This window comes from Flavobacterium johnsoniae, from assembly GCF_030388325.1.
Taxonomy (GTDB): domain Bacteria; phylum Bacteroidota; class Bacteroidia; order Flavobacteriales; family Flavobacteriaceae; genus Flavobacterium; species Flavobacterium johnsoniae_C.
Map to the genome: position 1 here is coordinate 1,671,534 of NZ_CP103794.1, position 17,587 is coordinate 1,689,120.

The following is a 17,587-nucleotide window of genomic DNA, read 5'->3' on the forward strand; positions in this document are numbered from 1 at the left end:
ATTTTAGTCTTCTCTTACTATTAAATTAAAAACTGTTTTCTTAAGCAATATGAAAATAAAAACTAAAATATTTCTATCAGCCTTTATCTTAATGCAATTAAGCTGTTTTTCATCAAAAATAATAGCTCAAAACACTAATGCTTCTTCGCAAAAAAATAATAAAATAAAGGTTTTTACTACTGCCGAAAATACTAATCTGAAATTGTCATTATCAAATGATTTTATTTCAAACAACAACACACAACAAAAATCTACGGTATCTATTATAAATACTGAAAAAACAGACCAAACATTTATCGGAATAGGAGGTGCTATTACAGATGCAAGCGCAGAAGTTTTTGCCAAATTATCTCCAAAAAAACAGCAAGAATTCTTAAATGCTTATTACGATAAAAATAAAGGAATTGGTTATTCTTTAGCCAGAACTAATATTCATAGTTGCGATTTTAGCAGTGGAAGTTACACATATATAGAGGAAGGAGATAAAGATTTAAAGACTTTTAATATAGACCACGATCGAAAATATAGAATTCCGTTAATCAAAAAAGCAATCAAAACTGCCGGCGGAAAACTAACATTATTTGCAAGTCCATGGAGTCCCCCAGCTTTCATGAAAGACAATAATGATATTTTGCACGGCGGCGTTTTATTGCCAGAATTTGCTCCAGCTTGGGCTTTGTATTATGCTAAATTTATTAAAGCATACGAAAAAGAAGGAATTCCGATTTGGGGATTGACTGTTCAAAATGAACCAATGGCAAAACAAAGTTGGGAATCTTGTATTTATACTCCAGAAGCAGAAAGAGATTTTCTTAAAAATCACTTAGGGCCAACTTTAGAAAAAGAAGGATTGGCTTCTAAAAATGTTATTATTTGGGATCACAATAGAGGAGATATGTTAGAAAAACGCGCCAATCTTGTTTTCTCAGATCCTGAAGTTTCAAAATATGCGTGGGGAATCGGTTTTCACTGGTATGAAACTTGGAATGGCGGACCGCCTCAATTTGAATCTGTTGGAAAAGTTCATGAAGCATTTCCAAATAAAAATTTAATTTTCACAGAAGGCTGTATCGAAAGATTTGATGCTTCAAAATATCAATTTTGGGGAAATGCAGAACGTTACGGAATCAATATAATAAACGATTTTAATAACGGAACTGTTGCTTGGACAGATTGGAACATTCTTTTAGATCAAAACGGAGGACCAAATCATGTTGGTAATTTCTGTTTTGCACCAATTCACGCCGACACCACAAAAGACGAATTAATTTATACACCGATGTATTATTATATCGGACATTTCTCAAAATTCATCAGACCTAATGCTAAAAGAATTATCGAAACGATAAGCGATAAATCTTTGCTAAGCACTTCTTTCAAAAACTCAGACGGACAATTGATTACTGTTGTTATGAATAAATCTGAAAAAGAGATTGTTTATACTTTAGAAAATCAAAATTCAAAAAATACAATCACTATTCCGGCACATGCCATACAAACTATTGTGTATTAATTGTGTAACTAACTAAAAAACCACTAAAAATGAAATTGACTTTAAACAATACCATAAAAGCATTTTTCTTTATGGCAGCTGTAATGGCTCAGGTAAAATGTTCTTCATCAAATGATGCTGTAGAAAATCCACCAGTTGTAAACCCGCCAGTTGTAAATCCGCCAACAACAACAAATGATGTTGATTTTTGGCTTACAAAAGGCGATCAAAGCGTTTTGTTAACCAAACAAACTGGAGTTTTAGGATTTGGAACAACTGTAAATTCGAATACAAATATCGAAGTGAATGCTTCTCAGAAATACCAAACGATTGACGGTTTTGGATACACCCTAACAGGTGGAAGTGTAGAAGTAATCAATCAATTAAATGCTGCAAGAAGAACCGCTCTTTTGCAGGAACTTTTTGGTACTGGAGAAAATTCAATCGGAGTAAGTTATATCAGAATTAGCGTTGGAGCTTCAGATCTTGATGCAGCGCCTTTTACTTATAATGATCTTGCGGCAGGAGAAACAGATTTAAATTTAGCTAAATTTAGTTTAGAAAAAAATAAAGATCTAATTGCGATGTTAAAAGAAATCATAGCAATTAATCCTAAAATTTTAATCTTAGCAACGCCTTGGACAGCTCCAGTTTGGATGAAAGATGTAGCTAGTTTTAAAGGAGGAAAATTGAAAGCGGAATATTATAATGTGTATGCTAAATATCTTGTAAAATATATTCAGGAAATGAAAGCAGCTGGAATTACAATTGACGCTCTAACTCCCCAAAACGAACCTTTACATGACGGAAATAATCCAAGTATGTATATGTCTGCGGCAGATCAGGCAAGTTTCATTAAAAATAGTTTAGGTCCAGCATTTAAAGCAGCTAATCTAAGTGTGAAAATTATTGCTTACGATCACAATTGCGATAATCCAAATTATCCTAAAGCAATTTTAGCAGATGCAGATGCATATCCTTTTGTTGACGGATCTGCTTTCCATTTATATGCTGGAGATATTAGCGCATTGACAAATGTTTACAATGCTTATCCTGCTAAAAATGTATATTTTACAGAACAATGGACTTCATCTGAAGGTCAATTTGCTGGTGATTTAAAATGGCATGTTAGAAATGTAATTATCGGTTCAACAAGAAATTACAGTAAAAATGCTTTAGAATGGAACGTAGCCAATAATGCTAATTTTGGACCTCATACAGATGGTGGCTGCACAATGTGCAAAGGCGCAATCACAATAACATCAACAGATAGTTATATGCGTAATGTAGCGTATTATATTATTGCACATGCATCAAAATTTGTTCCGATGGGATCAGTTAGAATTCAAAGTAATTCTGGAGGAGATTTGCAAAATGTAGCTTTTATTACGCCTTCAGGTTCTAAAGTTTTAATTGTGGAAAATGATGGAAATTCAACACAATCTTTCAATATTAAATATGATGGAAAATGGGTTGCAACATCTTTAGAAGCAGGTTCAGTTGGAACTTATACTTGGAAATAATTTTATAATTAAAACCAAATATAAATTAAAGCCGTATTCAAAAAATGCGGCTTTAATTTGAAGTATTTTGATTTTGTTCTTTACAAAAACAAAAAATAGAATAAAATTATCTATATTGATAATCAGTTTACTAACTCAACCACTTAAACTAATAAACGATGAAAATGATTAATCTTGTAAATAGGGCGAGTGTCTTTACACTTATCCTATTGTTTGTTTTTCAATCTTGCAGCAGTAGTAATGATGGAAGTGAAGATACTCCGGTAAATCCTGCACCAACAAATCTTACTGTTAAAGTTGATGTTATCGGAAAAACGGCAGAAAATCCAAACGGAGATGGAAGCGGAAAAATAAAACTTACGCTAAATGCCACAAATGCACTGTCGTATAAAGTGCTAATTAATAATGAACTTAAAGAAATTACAACTGGAGAATTAACTTATGAGTTTACAGCTTCTGGAACTAATAATTATCCAATTTCTGTTTCGGCATATAATGGAACAAAATTTATAAATACTTCAACCACTGTAAATGTTTACGTAGCAAGAAAAATTATCTGGGCAGATGAATTTAATGTTGACGGTGCTCCAGATACTTCAAAATGGGGTTACAACACAGGAACTGGAGACGGTTGGGGAAATAACGAATTACAATATTATACAACCCGTTCTGAAAATGTAAAAGTCGAAGGAGGTCTTTTGAAAATTACAGCCATTAGAGAAGATTATATGGGAAGTAAATTCACTTCAACCAGAATGCTGACAAAAGGTAAATTTTCATTTAAATATGGAAGAGCAGAGATTCGCGCAAAACTACCAGCTGGAGGTGGAACGTGGCCTGCATTCTGGCTTTTAGGCGATAATATTGATACCGTTCCATGGCCAGGTTGTGGAGAAATAGATATTTTAGAATCTGTTGGAAATAACCCAAATGTAATTCATTCGTCACTACATTCACCTGGACGTTCTGGAAATACGCCAGATACAAAAACGACGACAGCTCCAAATTCGACTACAGAATTTCATATTTATGCAGCAGAATGGAGTGCAGAAAGCATCAAATTTTTTGTAGACGACAATTTGTTTTATACTTATAAAAATTCAAGCACAACTCCTTTTAATGCTAATTTCTTTGTTATTGTAAATTTTGCAATGGGAGGAAACTTTGGAGGCGCAGTCGATCCGAATTTCAAAAGTGCTACTTACGAAGTTGATTATGTAAGAGTATATAATTAACAACCTGTTTGTTGTGATTAAAAAATAAACACATAGAAACATAGTTATTTCTTTATCTGAAATAGAAAACAAAAAGAAACTAGTTTCTAACACATAGTTTGCTATGTTTATTAATGCAAATGAAATGCCTTTCTGCAGTTGCAAAGACTATGTTTCTATGTGTTAAAAATAATCACATTAATTGATTAATTAACATAAGTTTTAAGTTAAAATTTTTCTGTAAAGTTTAGGAAAAACTAGCTTTACAGATTAAAATTTTTTAACATGAAAAAGATAAACAAACTTGTTTTAGCATTCCTATTTCTTTTAGTGGGAAATACATTTTATGGTCAAAACTTAAAAATTATGACCTATAATATTCGTCTAGATGTAGCATCTGATGGAGAAAATGCATGGCCAAAACGAAAGGATTATTTTAATTCTCAAATTCAATTTTACAGTCCGGATATTTTTGGAGTTCAGGAAGCAACACCAAATCAAGTAACAGATATTGCATCGGCTTTGCCAAGTTATAACAAATTTGGAATTGGAAGAGAAGAAGGCGGATTGGGAGAAGCAAGTTGTATTTATTACAAAAAAGATCGTTTTAAAGTAGAACAATCCAATACTTTTTGGTTGTCTGAAACGCCAAATGTAGTTTCTAGAGGTTGGGACGCTGCTTGCAACAGAGTTTGTACTTACGGACTTTTTAAAGATTTAAAAACTAAAAAAACGTTTTGGGTTTTTAATCTTCATTTAGATCATATGGGCGAAGTAGCCAGAGTAAAAGGGGTAGAGCTTGTTCTATCTAAAATCGAAGCGTTAAATACCAAAAAATATCCTGTTTTTTTAATGGGAGATTTTAATTCAGAACCAGACACAAAACAAATTAAAGAGATTAAAAACGTCATGAATGACACAAAAGATGTTTCTAAAGAAAAACCTTTTGGACCATCAGGAACGTTTAATGATTTCAAACATAATGAGCCCGTAACATTATTATTAGATTACATTTTTGTATCAAAAAATAGCGGACTCACAATTCAGAAACACGCAGTGCTAAGTGATTCTAAAGATTTAAAATATCCGTCGGATCATTTGCCTGTTTTAATAGAAATAGATTAAATGAAAAACATCAACAAAAAACTTCAAATCCTAGTTTTATTGCCTCTTATTGCAATGCAGTTAAATTGTGGATCTTCAAAAAATGCGGTAACTAATAATTCAGGAAAAGTAGCATCTTGGATAACCACAACAGACGAAACTTCAAAACTTAAAAAACAGCCTGATTTGATTTTTAATTCAGAAACAAATTCAAATCAGACTATTGAGGTAAATCCGTCAGAGAAATTTCAAACCATAGAAGGTTTCGGATTTTCATTAACCGGAGGAAGCGCTCAAGCAATTATAAAACTGGACAAACCAAAAAGAGAAGCATTGCTTCAGGAATTGTTTTCTAGAAAAAGTGATGCAATTGGTTTAAGTTATATAAGAATAAGTATTGGAGCATCTGATTTGAATGAGAAAGTTTTTTCGTATGATGATATTCCAGAAGGACAAACAGACATGAATTTGGAGCACTTTAATCTTGGTCCAGATTTAAACGATGTAATTCCAGTTTTAAAAGAAATTTTAGCTATAAATCCGAAAATAAAAATAATGGGCTCTCCGTGGTCACCTCCAGTTTGGATGAAAGACAACGGAAGTTCAAAAGGCGGAAGTTTACAGCCAAAATATTATGAAGTGTATGCGCAATATTTTGTGAAATACATTCAAGCAATGAAATCTCACGGAATTGTTATTGATGCAATTACGCCTCAAAACGAGCCTTTGCATCCAGGAAATAATCCAAGTTTATTAATGTTGGCAGAACAGCAGGCAGATTTTATCGGAAATCATTTAGGTCCCGCTTTCGCGAAAGCAAAAATCAAAACCAAAATTATTGTTTACGATCACAACTGCAACAAACCAGAATATCCTTTGACGATTTTAAAAGATCCAATAGCAAATCCTTATGTAACAGGATCGGCTTTTCACTTGTACGAAGGAGATATTAGTGCTTTAACAACAGTTCATAATGCATTTCCCGATAAAGATTTGTATTTTACCGAGCAATATACAGGAACAGGAACTAATTTTGAAACTGACTTAAAATGGAGTGTGAAAAATGTTGTAATTGGTTCAATGCGTAACTGGAGTAAAAATGCACTTTCGTGGGGATTAGCAAATGATGAAAATTATAAACCTTTCACGCCAGGCGGATGTTCAACTTGTAAAGGTGCTTTAATGATTGATCAAAATCAAAACATTAAAAGAGAAGTAGGATATTATATTATCGGACATGCTTCTAAATTTGTTCCAGAAGGTTCAGTAAGAATAGGAAGTAATATTGTAGGAAATCTACACAATGTTTCTTTCAAAACTTCGTTAGGACAAATTGTTCTGATTGTAGAAAATGATGGAACTTCGACAGAAACTTTTAATATTAAATACAACCAACAACAAACCACAACCTCACTAAACGCAGGTGCAGTTGCTACTTACGTTTGGTAAAAATTTAAACTTATGAAGAAAGTAACCACGATTACGCTGTTTATGCTTTCGCTTTTTGCGTCGGCACAACAGCAATCAATAGATCAGAAAGTCAACGATCTGTTGAAGAAAATGACAATTGAAGAAAAAATCGGTCAGTTAAATCAATACACTGGAGATAATCAGGCAACGGGACCAATTACAATTAATCCGAACAAACAAAACGAAATCAAACAAGGTTTAATTGGTTCGATGTTAAACGTTATCGGAACAAAATATACCAGAGGATATCAAGAATTGGCAATGCAGTCAAGACTTAAAATTCCGTTGTTGTTTGGTCAGGATGTAATTCACGGTTTCAAAACGACTTTCCCGATTCCGTTGGCAGAAGCGGCAAGTTGGGATTTAGCGGCAATAGAATTAGGCGCAAGAGTAGCGGCAACAGAAGCTTCGGCAAGCGGAATTCATTGGACATTTGCTCCTATGGTTGATATTGGTCGTGATCCGCGCTGGGGACGTGTAATGGAAGGAGCAGGAGAAGATACTTACTTAGGTTCTAAAATCGCTTATGCACGAGTAAAAGGATTTCAAGGAAATAAATTAGGAGATTTGAACTCTGTTATGGCGTGCGTAAAACACTTTGCAGCTTATGGCGCGGGAGTTGGAGGAAGAGATTATAACTCTGTAGACATGAGCGAAAGAATGCTTTTGGAAACTTATTTGCCGCCTTTTAAAGCAGCTTTAGACGCTGGAGCAGCAACTTTTATGAATTCATTTAATGATATTAACGGAATTCCAGCAACAGGAAATGCGCATTTACAAAGAGATATTCTAAAAGGAAAATGGAACTTTCAAGGTTTCGTAGTTTCAGATTGGGGATCGATTGGAGAAATGGTGGCTCACGGTTATTCTAAAGATCTTAAAGAAGCAGCATATTCAGCAATTACAGCAGGAAGTGATATGGATATGGAGAGTAATGCATATCGTGGTAACTTAGCTCAATTAGTAAAAGAAGGAAGAGTTTCTATTGATTTGGTGGATGATGCCGTAAGACGTATTCTTCGCAAGAAATTCGAATTAGGTTTATTTGATGATCCATACAAATACTCAGATCCAAAGAGAGAAGAAAAAGCTTTAGTAAATCCTGAGCACAGAAAAGCAGCTTTGGAAATGGCTGAAAAAAGTATTGTTTTATTAAAGAATGAGAACCAGATTTTGCCGCTTTCAAAAAGTACAAAAACAATTGCTTTTATCGGACCAATGGTAAAAGAATACAAAGCCAATATGGGATTTTGGTCTGTAGAATTACCAGATGTAAATTACAATAAATGGGTAGTTTCGCAATGGGACGGTTTGCAAAATAAAGTGGGTAAAAACACAAAGTTATTGTATGCAAAAGGGTGTGAAGTTACTGGAGATAATAAAGATGGTTTTGCAGAAGCGGTTGCAACAGCAAAACAAGCCGATGTTGTAATCTTAAGTATTGGAGAAAGACATGATATGAGCGGTGAGGCAAAAAGTCGAAGCGATCTTCATTTGCCAGGTGTTCAGGAAGATTTAGTAAAAGCAATTCAAGCAACAGGAAAACCAGTTGTGGTTTTAATCAACGCAGGAAGACCTCTTGTTTTTAATTGGACAGCAGATAATGTTCCAGCAATTCTTTACACTTGGTGGTTAGGAACAGAAGCAGGAAATGCAATTGCAAATGTTTTATTTGGAGATTACAATCCGTCTGGAAAACTGCCTATGACTTTCCCGAGAGAAGTAGGACAAGTGCCAATTTATTACAACCACTTCAGTACAGGAAGACCAGCAAAAGATGAGAATTCAACAAACTACGTTTCAGCTTATATCGATTTGAAAAACTTTCCAAAATTTCCATTTGGATACGGTTTGAGTTATACAACGTTTGATTATTCTGGTTTGAAATTATCTTCAGCAAAAATAAAAAGCAATGAAACGATTAAAGTTTCTTTCCAATTGAAAAATAGCGGAAAAGTTGCCGGAGAAGAAGTAGTTCAATTATATTTAAAAGATAAATTCGGATCTGTTGTAAGACCAGTTTTAGAATTAAGAGATTTTCAAAAAGTGAAATTAAATGCAGGAGAATCTAAAACAATAGAATTTACAATCGACAAAGAAAAACTTTCTTTCTATAATAATAAATTAGAATGGGGAACTGAACCAGGAGATTTTGAAGTTATGATTGGAACTTCATCAGCAGATATTAAACTAAGATCTGATTTTGAATTACTAGCAAATTAAAAAAAAGGGACTTTTAAAGTCCCTTTTTTTATTTAATTATTTGAACAAAAAAAAGCCTCACTAAAAAATGAGGCAGCATTATAAATTATTAACAGGGTAACAGGTTATTTTAAAACAGTATTTACAAAATCCATAGCACCAATTCCTTTATAAGAGGCAAACAATGCTTTATCAAAAGCTTCTTGTTTTGCCTTTTTATTTTTGGCGTCAGTTTCAACAAACATTTCGTTGAAAATTCTCTCTTGTTCGGCGCTATATTTTAAAGAAGCTTCCAAAAGATACGTTTTAGATACAAATCCGAAAGAAGTCCAGATTTTAGTTCTAATTTTTTTGTTGATGTTTTTTAATGAATTGGTAATCATAACTACTACATTTTACTTTCTACACTCACTTTGAAGAAAAATGGGACAGCTTGTATTATTTTTCTTTATTTTTAATTAAAATCTAACAATTAAAATGATTAATGTGTTATTATGACGCAATGTAATTATTTTTTTTAAATTTGACTTTAAATTTTAGTTAAATTGTGATTTGCACACTTCTATATTTTTTTGAAAATTAATTCGAATTTGTAAAAATGAAGTAAATTGCGCGGTTATTAAGAAAGACTTATACTCAATTGAATGTTAAAAGACATTTTAGATAATAACGAAAATTACCAGCCTGGACTTTCAATAGATTGTGTGATTTTTGGTTTTCACGACAATCAGCTTAAAGTTTTATTGATAAAAGTAGAAAGAGCCAATAAATGGTCTTTGCCCGGCGGATTTATTCCGGTAGATCAAGATATTGATACTGCCGCTATTACGGTATTAAATAGTAGAACTGGTGTTGAAGGCATATTTTTAAGGCAGTTTGCAACCTTCGGGAAAGTAAATCGAAACAATCAGCATTTTGATAAAAAAACGTTGGAATATCTTCAAATTGAAGAAGAAAAAGGAAAATGGCTAATGCGTCGTTTTGTTACGATTGGTTATTATGCATTGGTTGATTTTTCTAAAATTTTGCCAAATCCAGCAGGAAGAATGGAGATTGTAGAATGGATTGATCATAAAGAAGTTCCAGAACTTATTTTAGATCACCGCGAAATTTTAGACAAAGCACTAGATACGTTAAGAATAGAGTTGAATTTAATGCCAATTGGATATAATTTACTTCCAGAAAAATTTACAATTCCAGAATTGCAGAAATTGTACGAAACCATTTTGGACAAAAAACTCGATAGAAGAAACTTTCTCAGAAAAATAACAAATATTGGAATTCTTACTAAACTTGACGAAAAGAAAAGTAATGTCGCGCACAAAGCGCCAAATCTATATTCTTTTGATAAAGAAAAATACGATGAGGTTTTAAAAAATGGACTAAATCAAGGTTGGTAAAATTTGTTTAACAGAGACCTAACAGGTTTTTTAAACCTGTTAGGTCTGATAAATAATTTTGTTATTATGGTCTCAATTGAAACATTTCGAAAATTAGCATTATCATTTCCAGATGCAACAGAAGAACCACATTTCGAAAAAACTTCTTTTCGAGTAAAAAAGAAAATTTTTGCCACTTTTGATGAAAAGAACAACCACGCCGTTTTAAAATTAAACGAAATAGATCAATCGGTTTTTTGTTCGTCAAGCGAAAAGATTTTCTATCCAATTCCAAATAAATGGGGCAAACAAGGCTGGACAATTGTAGAACTTTCTAGAGTTAGACCAGAAATGTTTGAAGATGCATTGATACGTTCGTATGAAAATGTTGCTTCAAAAAAGAAGTAATATTTCTATCTTACAATTGTTCTAAAAGTCAAATTAACTCTCGGTTTTTGAGTTGTTTTTGTTGGAGGAAGTCGATGTAACCAATGCGTTTGTGTTTCATCTTTCATAACCAATAAACTTCCATGTTCCAGAATTAAAGAAACCGTTTCTTTTGATTCTTTATGTTTGAAGGCAAATTTGCGTTCGGCACCAAAACTTACCGATCCGATTGCGCCATTCTTTTTCAAATCTTTTTCAGCATCGCTGTGCCATGCCATTCCTTCTTCGCCAGAATGATATAAATTCAACAGACAAGAATTGAAAGTTTCGCCTGTTTTTTCTTCGATGATTTTCTTTAATTCCAAAAGTTCTTTAGTCCACGGAAGCGCTTTTTTTGTTGTATTCGAATAGGTATATTCAAATTCCTGATCGCCATACCAAGCTACTTTTCGTTTAGTTAAAATCAATTTTCCAAAAATAATCGCTTCATCATTTTTCCAGTCAATTGTATTCAATAAAATATCGCGATAGAAATCTGACTCTTCTCTCGAAAATAATTTTCCATAATAATTCACAGTTCCATCTTTCGGAAGCAAATTGGTGTTTTCGTCTGTTTGCGGATTAAATAAGTCCATTTTTCCAGTTTTGATATTCGGTTTTCATACAATGTCCGCAAGGTCTAAAGCCGTTTTCTTTGGCTTCAATTTCGGAAGAAAAGAAAACCCGATTTTCGCGTTTCATTCTTTTTCCAGAAGAACATTTCAAAGTTCCGTAGATTTTTAATTTTTGGTTTCCACCGAAACAAATCTCCGCATTTTTAATTTTATTTCGAAGTTCTGAATCGGTTATTTCAAAATGTTTAATCATTATTTTATAGATATTTTATTCTGTAGAGACGCACCGCAGTACGTCTAACGTCATGTCTTTCCACAATCTTTATCGACAATCTTTGCGTAGACGCACTGCGGTGCGTCTCTACAGATATATTTTGTGTTGAACCTGTGTTGCTTTGTTCCTCTGCCTCTTTGAACCTAATTTAACGCATCATGAAAAATAATACCTAATGTATATCTTTCACCCGAATGAACTTCACTAACACCATGTTTCATATTCACACGATAATATCCTTTTGTGCCTTTTACAGGTCTGAAATTGGTTGTAAAAACAAGAATATCTCCTTTTTTAGGTTTCAAAACAATAGCTTTAGATTGTGCTCTTGGTGTTTGTTGAGTTAAAACAAATTCCCCACCCGTAAAATCTTCATCAGGTTCTGAGAGAAAAAGCACAATTTGAATTGGAAAATAAACATCGCCATACAAATCTTGATGTAAAGTATTGAAGCCGCTTTCGCCATATTTTAAAATTAAAACTGTCGCTTTCAGTTGATTATTATCATGACATTGTTTCAATAATTCTGAATGCGTTTCTGGAAAAATTGTATTTATATTCAAAACTTTCATCCAAGAATTGGCAATCGGCGCGAGTTTTGGATAAATCGAAGTTCGAATGTTCTGAATCAAATCTGGAAGCGGATAATTGAAATATTTGTATTCGCCTAAACCAAATCGATAGCGTTCCATAACTACTGTTTTTCGATATAAATTCGGATTATCATAATCGAATTTTAAGTCTTCGCATTGTTCGTTATTCAAGACATTCGGAATAATAGCGAATCCATTTTCATGCATAGATTCGGTGATGCTTTCCCAATTTTGAGAAGCAATTTTAGATTGTATATTTTGCATAAAAGAGATATTAAGTTTTTTAATGTAGAGACGCACTGCAGTGTGTCTACGCAAAGATTGTCGACAACAATGATTACGAAACGTTAGACGCACTGCGGTGCGTCTCTACAGATTTGTTGTGTGTAGTTTTAAATTACTGAATTTACCTTCGCGCCTTCCCAGCCAATAATTGCTGTTTTTCGGGTATTTCCCCACATATAACCGCCGAAAATTCCTGAAGATTGAATGACGCGATGACAAGGAATAAGAAATGCAACCGGATTACTTCCAATTGCGGTTCCGACAGCGCGGGAAGCATTTGGTTTTTGAATTTTATTTGCGATTGTTCCGTAAGTTGAAAGCTGTCCCATCGGAATTTTTAAAAGGGTTTCCCAGACTTTTAATTGGAAATCTGTTCCTTTTAAATGCAGTTTTATTTCGGATAATTTGCTCCAGTCATTTTGAAAAATAAATAGTGCGTTTTGTTGCGCTAAATCTAATTTTCGAGAGAAAGTTGCATTCGGAAATTTATTTTTTAAGTCATGAAATCCGATTGCTTCATCTTCGGCGAAAGCCATAAAACAAACGCCTTTTTGAGTCGAAGCTACAATTATATTCCCAAACGGACTTTCGGCAAAACTGTAATTTATAGCCAGGTTTTTTCCGCCATTTTTGTATTCTGCTGGCGTCATTCCTTCGATATTCACAAATAAATCGTGCAGTCGGCTTGTGCCAGAAAGTCCCGTTTCAAAAGCAGTTTCAGAAATTGTTGCTTGATTTTCTTTGAGTAATTTTTTGGCGTGTTCCAGACTTGTATACTGCAAAAATTTCTTCGGACTTGTTCCTGCCCAATCGCTAAAAAGTCGCTGAAAGTGAAACGGACTCAAATGCACTTTTTCAGCCACTTCGTCAAGATTTGGCTGCTCTTTAAAATTTGCTTTGATATAATCGATGGCTTCGGCAATGCGATTATAATTGATGGTTTCCTGTGTGTTCATTTTCTTTCCATTTTATAAGGCAAAGATCGATTGGTTTGTGCAGGTATAAAATCCGAAACTTGCGGAGTTTTTTCTAACCGCAAAGAGCGCTAAGGTTTACGCAAAGCACGCTAAGTTTTTTTAATCTCGCAAAGTCGCGAAGTCGCAAAGTTATTCTACAAAGATTGGAACTTAAAATAAAACTTTGCGACTCTGCGACTTTGCGAGATTATTTTATTGATCTATAAAATCAATGTGCCGTAGTTTTAGAAAAAACATTAATTACAACAACCCCAATTATAATTAAACTCAATCCAATTATGGCAGGTAAATCAGGAATTTCTTTGAAGAAAATAGCGCCAATTGCTGTAATCAAAACAATTCCGACGCCAGACCAAATGGCGTAAGCAAAGCCAACAGGAATGGTTCTAATCGCAAAGCTTAAACAATAAAACGCACCGCAATAACCAATAATTGTAATAATACTTGGAATTAGTTTTGTGAATTCTTGGGATTTTTTTAATGCTGTTGTAGCAATTATTTCAAATACAATTGCGATAAATAGAAACAAAAAATTCTTCATAATTAAGCTTTTTTACAAAGTTAGTCTTTATTGAAATTTGAAGAATTATTTAAGATTATCTTTTGCCGATGAAACGCTAATTAATTTGTAGCCTTCCTCAGTTCGTAAAAATTCAAAATGATCTTGTTTGAAATCTGCTTTGTTTTTTGGATTGATAACGATGCTTTTTACAGGATAAATCCAATCTTTAGATTCGTTGCAATTATTGAAATACATTTCATATTCGCTTGATTCAAAAATAAATTGATTTAATCCATTAGAAGAAACAAAATAATCTGTTTTTGGATTTTTGAGTTCCTCAAGTTTTAATTTTAAGTAAGCGTAATTCTGGTTGATAAATTTGTTTTTCGAAGAATTTATCCATCCGTCTGGTTCTTTCCAATACACGATTTTATCAAAAGAATGTTTTTCTAAATTGGCTTTAGATAAATCTTTCAGTAAAGTGTTTTCGAACCAGAATTTAAATTCTTTGTCAAAATTTATAAATGAATAATATTCTCCGTCGACTCCGAGAAAACTTTCTCTAATTGGGCTTTTATTTGGTTCCTTTGATTTTTCTAATGAATAAAAGTTTAGATCGTCGTTGTAAGGAAAATTTTCAATTAATATTTTATTGTTGATGTCAATTAAGAATTCTTTTCCTCCTTTCCAGAAAAAATGTTCGCCATCCATTATTTTTTTTAGCATCTTTTAAGCCGATAAATATTCCGTTTTTTACTTTAGTCAGATTGCTGTATTCTGCTGGAATTGCAATTTTTCCTTCAGCATTAAAGATTCCCATTTTATCCGTTTTTCGATCTGTAAATCTTATGAAACCTTCATTTTCACAATCTGGACTATTATCAAAAACAAATAAACTGTCACGTCCAACTATTTTTCCAGCTTTAGTTAAATAATAGCTTTCCCATTTCCCATTTTTTTCTTCTGTAACAGCGATAATATTTTCGAATTTTCGTGCCGTTGTAAAACCTGAAAATTTTGGTTCGATTTTGACAACACCGTTTTTATTTTTAAACCCAATTAGTGTAGTGTCTTTGTTTGGAAATGAAGTCCAGATATCATTGTTTTGAGCAAATGAAGAAAAATTTAGAAATAATAGCGTGTAGATAAAAAGAAGACGATCCATAAAAGAATATTTTACTTTAAATATACACAACGTTTTTTAAAACGAAATATTCTTTAGAAAACAAAACCCGACAAATTTTTAAAATCTGTCGGGTTTGAATATGTATTTAGAAATCTAAAATAGATTAATATCTGTAGTATTCTGGTTTAAATGGACCTTGAACTTCAACACCAATATAAGCAGCTTGATCTTCTCTTAAAACTTCAAGTTCAACGCCTAATTTAGCTAAGTGTAAAGCAGCAACTTTTTCATCTAAATGTTTTGGTAACATGTAAACTTCATTTTTGTAAGCTGCGCTGTTGTTCCATAATTCGATTTGAGCTAAAGTTTGGTTTGTAAATGAGTTACTCATTACAAAACTTGGGTGACCTGTAGCACAACCAAGGTTTACTAAACGACCTTCAGCCAAGATAATGATATCTTTTCCGTTGATGTTGTATTTGTCAACCTGAGGTTTGATTTCGATTTTAGATGCACCGTGGTTTTTGTTTAACCAAGCCATATCAATTTCGTTATCAAAGTGACCAATGTTACAAACAACAGTTTTGTCTTTCATTTGCTCGAAGTGCTCTCCAAGAACGATATCTTTGTTTCCTGTAGTTGTAATGATGATATCAGCATTAGCAATTACAGTGTTTAATTTTTTAACTTCATAACCGTCCATTGCAGCTTGTAAAGCACAAATTGGATCGATTTCAGTAACTGTTACGATAGAACCAGCACCTCTAAAAGAAGCAGCAGTTCCTTTTCCAACGTCACCGTATCCACAAACGATTACTCTTTTTCCAGCCAACATTAAGTCAGTTGCACGACGTACAGCATCTACAGCAGATTCTTTACATCCGTATTTGTTATCAAATTTAGATTTAGTAACAGAGTCATTAATGTTGATTGCAGGCATTGGTAAAGTTCCAGCTTTTACTCTTTCGTAAAGTCTGTGAACACCAGTTGTAGTTTCTTCAGAAAGACCTTTAATTCCAGCAACTAATTCTGGGTAACGATCAATAACCATGTTAGTTAAATCTCCACCATCATCCAAAATCATGTTCAATGGTTTTCTATCTTCACCAAAGAATAAAGTTTGCTCAATACACCAATCAAAAGACTCTTCGTCAAGACCTTTCCAAGCGTAAACTGAAATTCCAGCAGCAGCAATAGCAGCAGCAGCCTGATCTTGAGTAGAGAAAATGTTACAAGAAGACCAAGTAACTTCTGCACCAAGAGCAATTAAAGTTTCGATTAAAACAGCAGTTTGAATCGTCATGTGTAAACATCCAGCGATACGTGCACCTTTAAGAGGTTGTTCGTCTTTGTATTCAGCACGAAGCGCCATTAAACCTGGCATTTCAGCTTCAGCTAGTTCAATTTCTTTTCTTCCCCAAGCCGCTAGAGAAATGTCTTTTACTTTGAAAGCCACATAAGGCGTAGTCGTTGTACTCATTTATGTTATATTTGTAGAATTGTAATTTTTTTGCAAATTTAAGGAATAGCTTTTGAATTTTACTAATTTCTGTAAGATTTGTGAAATCTTTAATTTCTTAATCTCTAGAATGTTAGTTTGCAAAACAATTTTAACCATATAAGTTATGTAAGTTCATTTAAAAAAGATTCTGAAACTAGTACCTTTGCCGTCAATTGCTTATATTTACTAATGCATTTTTTTTGAACCGACAGTTATATTTCCTTATATTAAATTATATGGTTTAAAAATTTACAATTAACCATTCATCATTTACAATTAAAAAGTAATGCCTCTATTTCAAACCATACAATTCAACGAAACCACAAAAATTTTAATTTGGGAAATAACAGAATCCTTTGATGAGTTGTATAGTAGTGTTACCTTAAAAGAAAAGACACAACGCAGACTAGATGGAATGAAATCTGAAATGCATCAGCGTGCTTTTTTGAGTGTTCGAATGCTGATTCAGGAAATGGGTTTTACAGATAAAGATTTGCATTATGACGAATTCGGAAAACCTTATTTTGATTGTCATAATTACATTTCCATAACACATTCGTATCATTTTGCGGCTATAATTATAAGTCACGAAACTGTCGGAATCGACATGGAATTACAGCGTGAAAAAATTCAGAGAATTGCAGATAAATTTACTGATTTTGAATGCAATTATTTAAAACCAGAATTCACAGAAGAATACATAAAAAAACTTACCGTAATTTGGGGAGCCAAAGAGGCAATCTTTAAAATCAGAAATGAAAAAGGAATAAGTTTTAAAGATCACATTATGGTTGAGGATTTTTCTTTAAATAAACCCCAAACTCAGGCAAGTCTTCATTTTGATGATTTGATTAAAGATTTTGATGTTCATTACGAAGAAATCAAATCTGATAATTTTGAAGGGACGTTTACTTTGGTTTATGCTTTTGAGAAGTAGTTTTTAG

The 17,587-nt window shown here is 33.0% G+C and carries 18 protein-coding genes; 9 read left to right on the plus strand and 9 right to left on the minus strand.

The window, feature by feature from the left end; translation table 11 throughout:
- Window positions 1–49: 49 nt before the first annotated feature.
- From NYQ10_RS07345 to NYQ10_RS07370, 6 genes are all read left to right on the plus strand, one after another.
- A complete protein-coding gene (locus NYQ10_RS07345) occupies window positions 50–1,513 on the plus strand; it encodes a glycoside hydrolase family 30 protein (protein ID WP_289879599.1) in 1,464 nt (487 codons plus the stop codon).
- Window positions 1,514–1,542: 29 nt separating this feature from the next.
- Window positions 1,543–3,015, plus strand: coding sequence for a glycoside hydrolase family 30 protein (locus NYQ10_RS07350; RefSeq protein ID WP_289879601.1), 1,473 nt, complete (start codon window positions 1,543–1,545; stop codon window positions 3,013–3,015).
- A 158-nt stretch (window positions 3,016–3,173) separates the two neighbouring features.
- Window positions 3,174–4,250 carry a glycoside hydrolase family 16 protein gene (locus NYQ10_RS07355; protein WP_289879603.1) on the plus strand — a complete coding sequence of 359 codons (1,077 nt, stop codon included), beginning with the start codon at window positions 3,174–3,176 and terminating at the stop codon, window positions 4,248–4,250.
- A 264-nt stretch (window positions 4,251–4,514) separates the two neighbouring features.
- The gene (locus NYQ10_RS07360; protein WP_289879605.1) at window positions 4,515–5,354 is read left to right on the plus strand and encodes an endonuclease/exonuclease/phosphatase family protein; all 840 of its coding nucleotides are present in this window, start codon (window positions 4,515–4,517) and stop codon (window positions 5,352–5,354) included.
- Window positions 5,355–6,782: a glycoside hydrolase family 30 protein gene (locus NYQ10_RS07365; protein ID WP_289879607.1), complete on the plus strand. Its 1,428-nt coding sequence runs from the start codon at window positions 5,355–5,357 to the stop codon at window positions 6,780–6,782.
- A 12-nt stretch (window positions 6,783–6,794) separates the two neighbouring features.
- Window positions 6,795–9,026, plus strand: coding sequence for a glycoside hydrolase family 3 N-terminal domain-containing protein (locus NYQ10_RS07370; protein WP_289879610.1), 2,232 nt, complete (start codon window positions 6,795–6,797; stop codon window positions 9,024–9,026).
- Window positions 9,027–9,130: 104 nt separating this feature from the next.
- Here the strand turns inward: NYQ10_RS07370 and NYQ10_RS07375 are convergent, their stop codons facing one another.
- Entirely contained in the window at window positions 9,131–9,388 is a 258-nt protein-coding gene (locus NYQ10_RS07375) for a hypothetical protein (RefSeq protein WP_289879612.1), read from the minus strand.
- 261 nt (window positions 9,389–9,649) lie between these two features.
- On the opposite strand from NYQ10_RS07375, the gene NYQ10_RS07380 reads away from it, so the two are divergent.
- Complete coding sequence (locus NYQ10_RS07380; protein WP_289879614.1) at window positions 9,650–10,405, plus strand: NUDIX hydrolase; 756 nt, start codon at window positions 9,650–9,652, stop codon at window positions 10,403–10,405.
- Between the two features lie 66 nt (window positions 10,406–10,471).
- The gene (locus tag NYQ10_RS07385) at window positions 10,472–10,792 is read left to right on the plus strand and encodes an MmcQ/YjbR family DNA-binding protein (protein ID WP_289879615.1); all 321 of its coding nucleotides are present in this window, start codon (window positions 10,472–10,474) and stop codon (window positions 10,790–10,792) included.
- 5 nt (window positions 10,793–10,797) lie between these two features.
- Here NYQ10_RS07385 and NYQ10_RS07390 read toward each other — a convergent pair whose 3' ends face one another.
- From NYQ10_RS07390 to ahcY, 8 genes are all read right to left on the minus strand, one after another.
- A complete protein-coding gene (locus NYQ10_RS07390; protein ID WP_289879617.1) occupies window positions 10,798–11,406 on the minus strand; it encodes an alpha-ketoglutarate-dependent dioxygenase AlkB family protein in 609 nt (202 codons plus the stop codon).
- Window positions 11,393–11,638: an Ada metal-binding domain-containing protein gene (locus NYQ10_RS07395; protein ID WP_289879619.1), complete on the minus strand. Its 246-nt coding sequence runs from the start codon at window positions 11,636–11,638 to the stop codon at window positions 11,393–11,395. Before NYQ10_RS07395 ends, NYQ10_RS07390 begins: the two co-directional genes overlap by 14 nt.
- Before the next feature lie 164 nt (window positions 11,639–11,802).
- Window positions 11,803–12,516, minus strand: coding sequence for a 2OG-Fe(II) oxygenase (locus tag NYQ10_RS07400; protein ID WP_289879620.1), 714 nt, complete (start codon window positions 12,514–12,516; stop codon window positions 11,803–11,805).
- A 128-nt stretch (window positions 12,517–12,644) separates the two neighbouring features.
- The gene (locus NYQ10_RS07405; RefSeq protein ID WP_289879622.1) at window positions 12,645–13,493 is read right to left on the minus strand and encodes a bifunctional helix-turn-helix domain-containing protein/methylated-DNA--[protein]-cysteine S-methyltransferase; all 849 of its coding nucleotides are present in this window, start codon (window positions 13,491–13,493) and stop codon (window positions 12,645–12,647) included.
- A 229-nt stretch (window positions 13,494–13,722) separates the two neighbouring features.
- On the minus strand, window positions 13,723–14,055 hold the full coding sequence (locus tag NYQ10_RS07410; protein ID WP_276175282.1) for a DMT family transporter: 333 nt from the start codon (window positions 14,053–14,055) through the stop codon (window positions 13,723–13,725).
- Window positions 14,056–14,100: 45 nt separating this feature from the next.
- On the minus strand, window positions 14,101–14,742 hold the full coding sequence (locus tag NYQ10_RS07415) for a hypothetical protein (RefSeq protein WP_289879623.1): 642 nt from the start codon (window positions 14,740–14,742) through the stop codon (window positions 14,101–14,103).
- Window positions 14,678–15,181, minus strand: coding sequence for a hypothetical protein (locus NYQ10_RS07420; RefSeq protein WP_289879625.1), 504 nt, complete (start codon window positions 15,179–15,181; stop codon window positions 14,678–14,680). The genes NYQ10_RS07415 and NYQ10_RS07420 overlap by 65 nt, the downstream gene beginning before the upstream one ends.
- Window positions 15,182–15,305: 124 nt before the next feature.
- Window positions 15,306–16,622 (minus strand): adenosylhomocysteinase, encoded by a 1,317-nt coding sequence (ahcY, locus tag NYQ10_RS07425; protein WP_289879627.1) that lies wholly within the window; start codon window positions 16,620–16,622, stop codon window positions 15,306–15,308.
- Window positions 16,623–16,929: 307 nt separating this feature from the next.
- Between ahcY and NYQ10_RS07430 the strand changes: the two genes are divergently transcribed.
- Window positions 16,930–17,580: a 4'-phosphopantetheinyl transferase family protein gene (locus tag NYQ10_RS07430; protein ID WP_289879628.1), complete on the plus strand. Its 651-nt coding sequence runs from the start codon at window positions 16,930–16,932 to the stop codon at window positions 17,578–17,580.
- The last annotated feature ends 7 nt before the right edge of the window (window positions 17,581–17,587 follow it).

Excerpts from the sequence above, each read along its gene's own strand:
- NYQ10_RS07345 (WP_289879599.1), top strand. The coding sequence starts at position 50 with ATGAAAATAAAAACTAAAATATTTCTATCAGCCTTTATCTTAATGCAA.
- NYQ10_RS07350 (WP_289879601.1), top strand. The coding sequence starts at position 1,543 with ATGAAATTGACTTTAAACAATACCATAAAAGCATTTTTCTTTATGGCA.
- NYQ10_RS07355 (WP_289879603.1), top strand. The coding sequence starts at position 3,174 with ATGAAAATGATTAATCTTGTAAATAGGGCGAGTGTCTTTACACTTATC.
- NYQ10_RS07360 (WP_289879605.1), top strand. The coding sequence starts at position 4,515 with ATGAAAAAGATAAACAAACTTGTTTTAGCATTCCTATTTCTTTTAGTG.
- NYQ10_RS07365 (WP_289879607.1), top strand. The coding sequence starts at position 5,355 with ATGAAAAACATCAACAAAAAACTTCAAATCCTAGTTTTATTGCCTCTT.
- NYQ10_RS07370 (WP_289879610.1), top strand. The coding sequence starts at position 6,795 with ATGAAGAAAGTAACCACGATTACGCTGTTTATGCTTTCGCTTTTTGCG.
- NYQ10_RS07375 (WP_289879612.1), bottom strand. The coding sequence starts at position 9,388 with ATGATTACCAATTCATTAAAAAACATCAACAAAAAAATTAGAACTAAA.
- NYQ10_RS07380 (WP_289879614.1), top strand. The coding sequence starts at position 9,650 with ATGTTAAAAGACATTTTAGATAATAACGAAAATTACCAGCCTGGACTT.
- NYQ10_RS07385 (WP_289879615.1), top strand. The coding sequence starts at position 10,472 with ATGGTCTCAATTGAAACATTTCGAAAATTAGCATTATCATTTCCAGAT.
- NYQ10_RS07390 (WP_289879617.1), bottom strand. The coding sequence starts at position 11,406 with ATGGACTTATTTAATCCGCAAACAGACGAAAACACCAATTTGCTTCCG.
- NYQ10_RS07395 (WP_289879619.1), bottom strand. The coding sequence starts at position 11,638 with ATGATTAAACATTTTGAAATAACCGATTCAGAACTTCGAAATAAAATT.
- NYQ10_RS07400 (WP_289879620.1), bottom strand. The coding sequence starts at position 12,516 with ATGCAAAATATACAATCTAAAATTGCTTCTCAAAATTGGGAAAGCATC.
- NYQ10_RS07405 (WP_289879622.1), bottom strand. The coding sequence starts at position 13,493 with ATGAACACACAGGAAACCATCAATTATAATCGCATTGCCGAAGCCATC.
- NYQ10_RS07410 (WP_276175282.1), bottom strand. The coding sequence starts at position 14,055 with ATGAAGAATTTTTTGTTTCTATTTATCGCAATTGTATTTGAAATAATT.
- NYQ10_RS07415 (WP_289879623.1), bottom strand. The coding sequence starts at position 14,742 with ATGCTAAAAAAAATAATGGATGGCGAACATTTTTTCTGGAAAGGAGGA.
- NYQ10_RS07420 (WP_289879625.1), bottom strand. The coding sequence starts at position 15,181 with ATGGATCGTCTTCTTTTTATCTACACGCTATTATTTCTAAATTTTTCT.
- ahcY (WP_289879627.1), bottom strand. The coding sequence starts at position 16,622 with ATGAGTACAACGACTACGCCTTATGTGGCTTTCAAAGTAAAAGACATT.
- NYQ10_RS07430 (WP_289879628.1), top strand. The coding sequence starts at position 16,930 with ATGCCTCTATTTCAAACCATACAATTCAACGAAACCACAAAAATTTTA.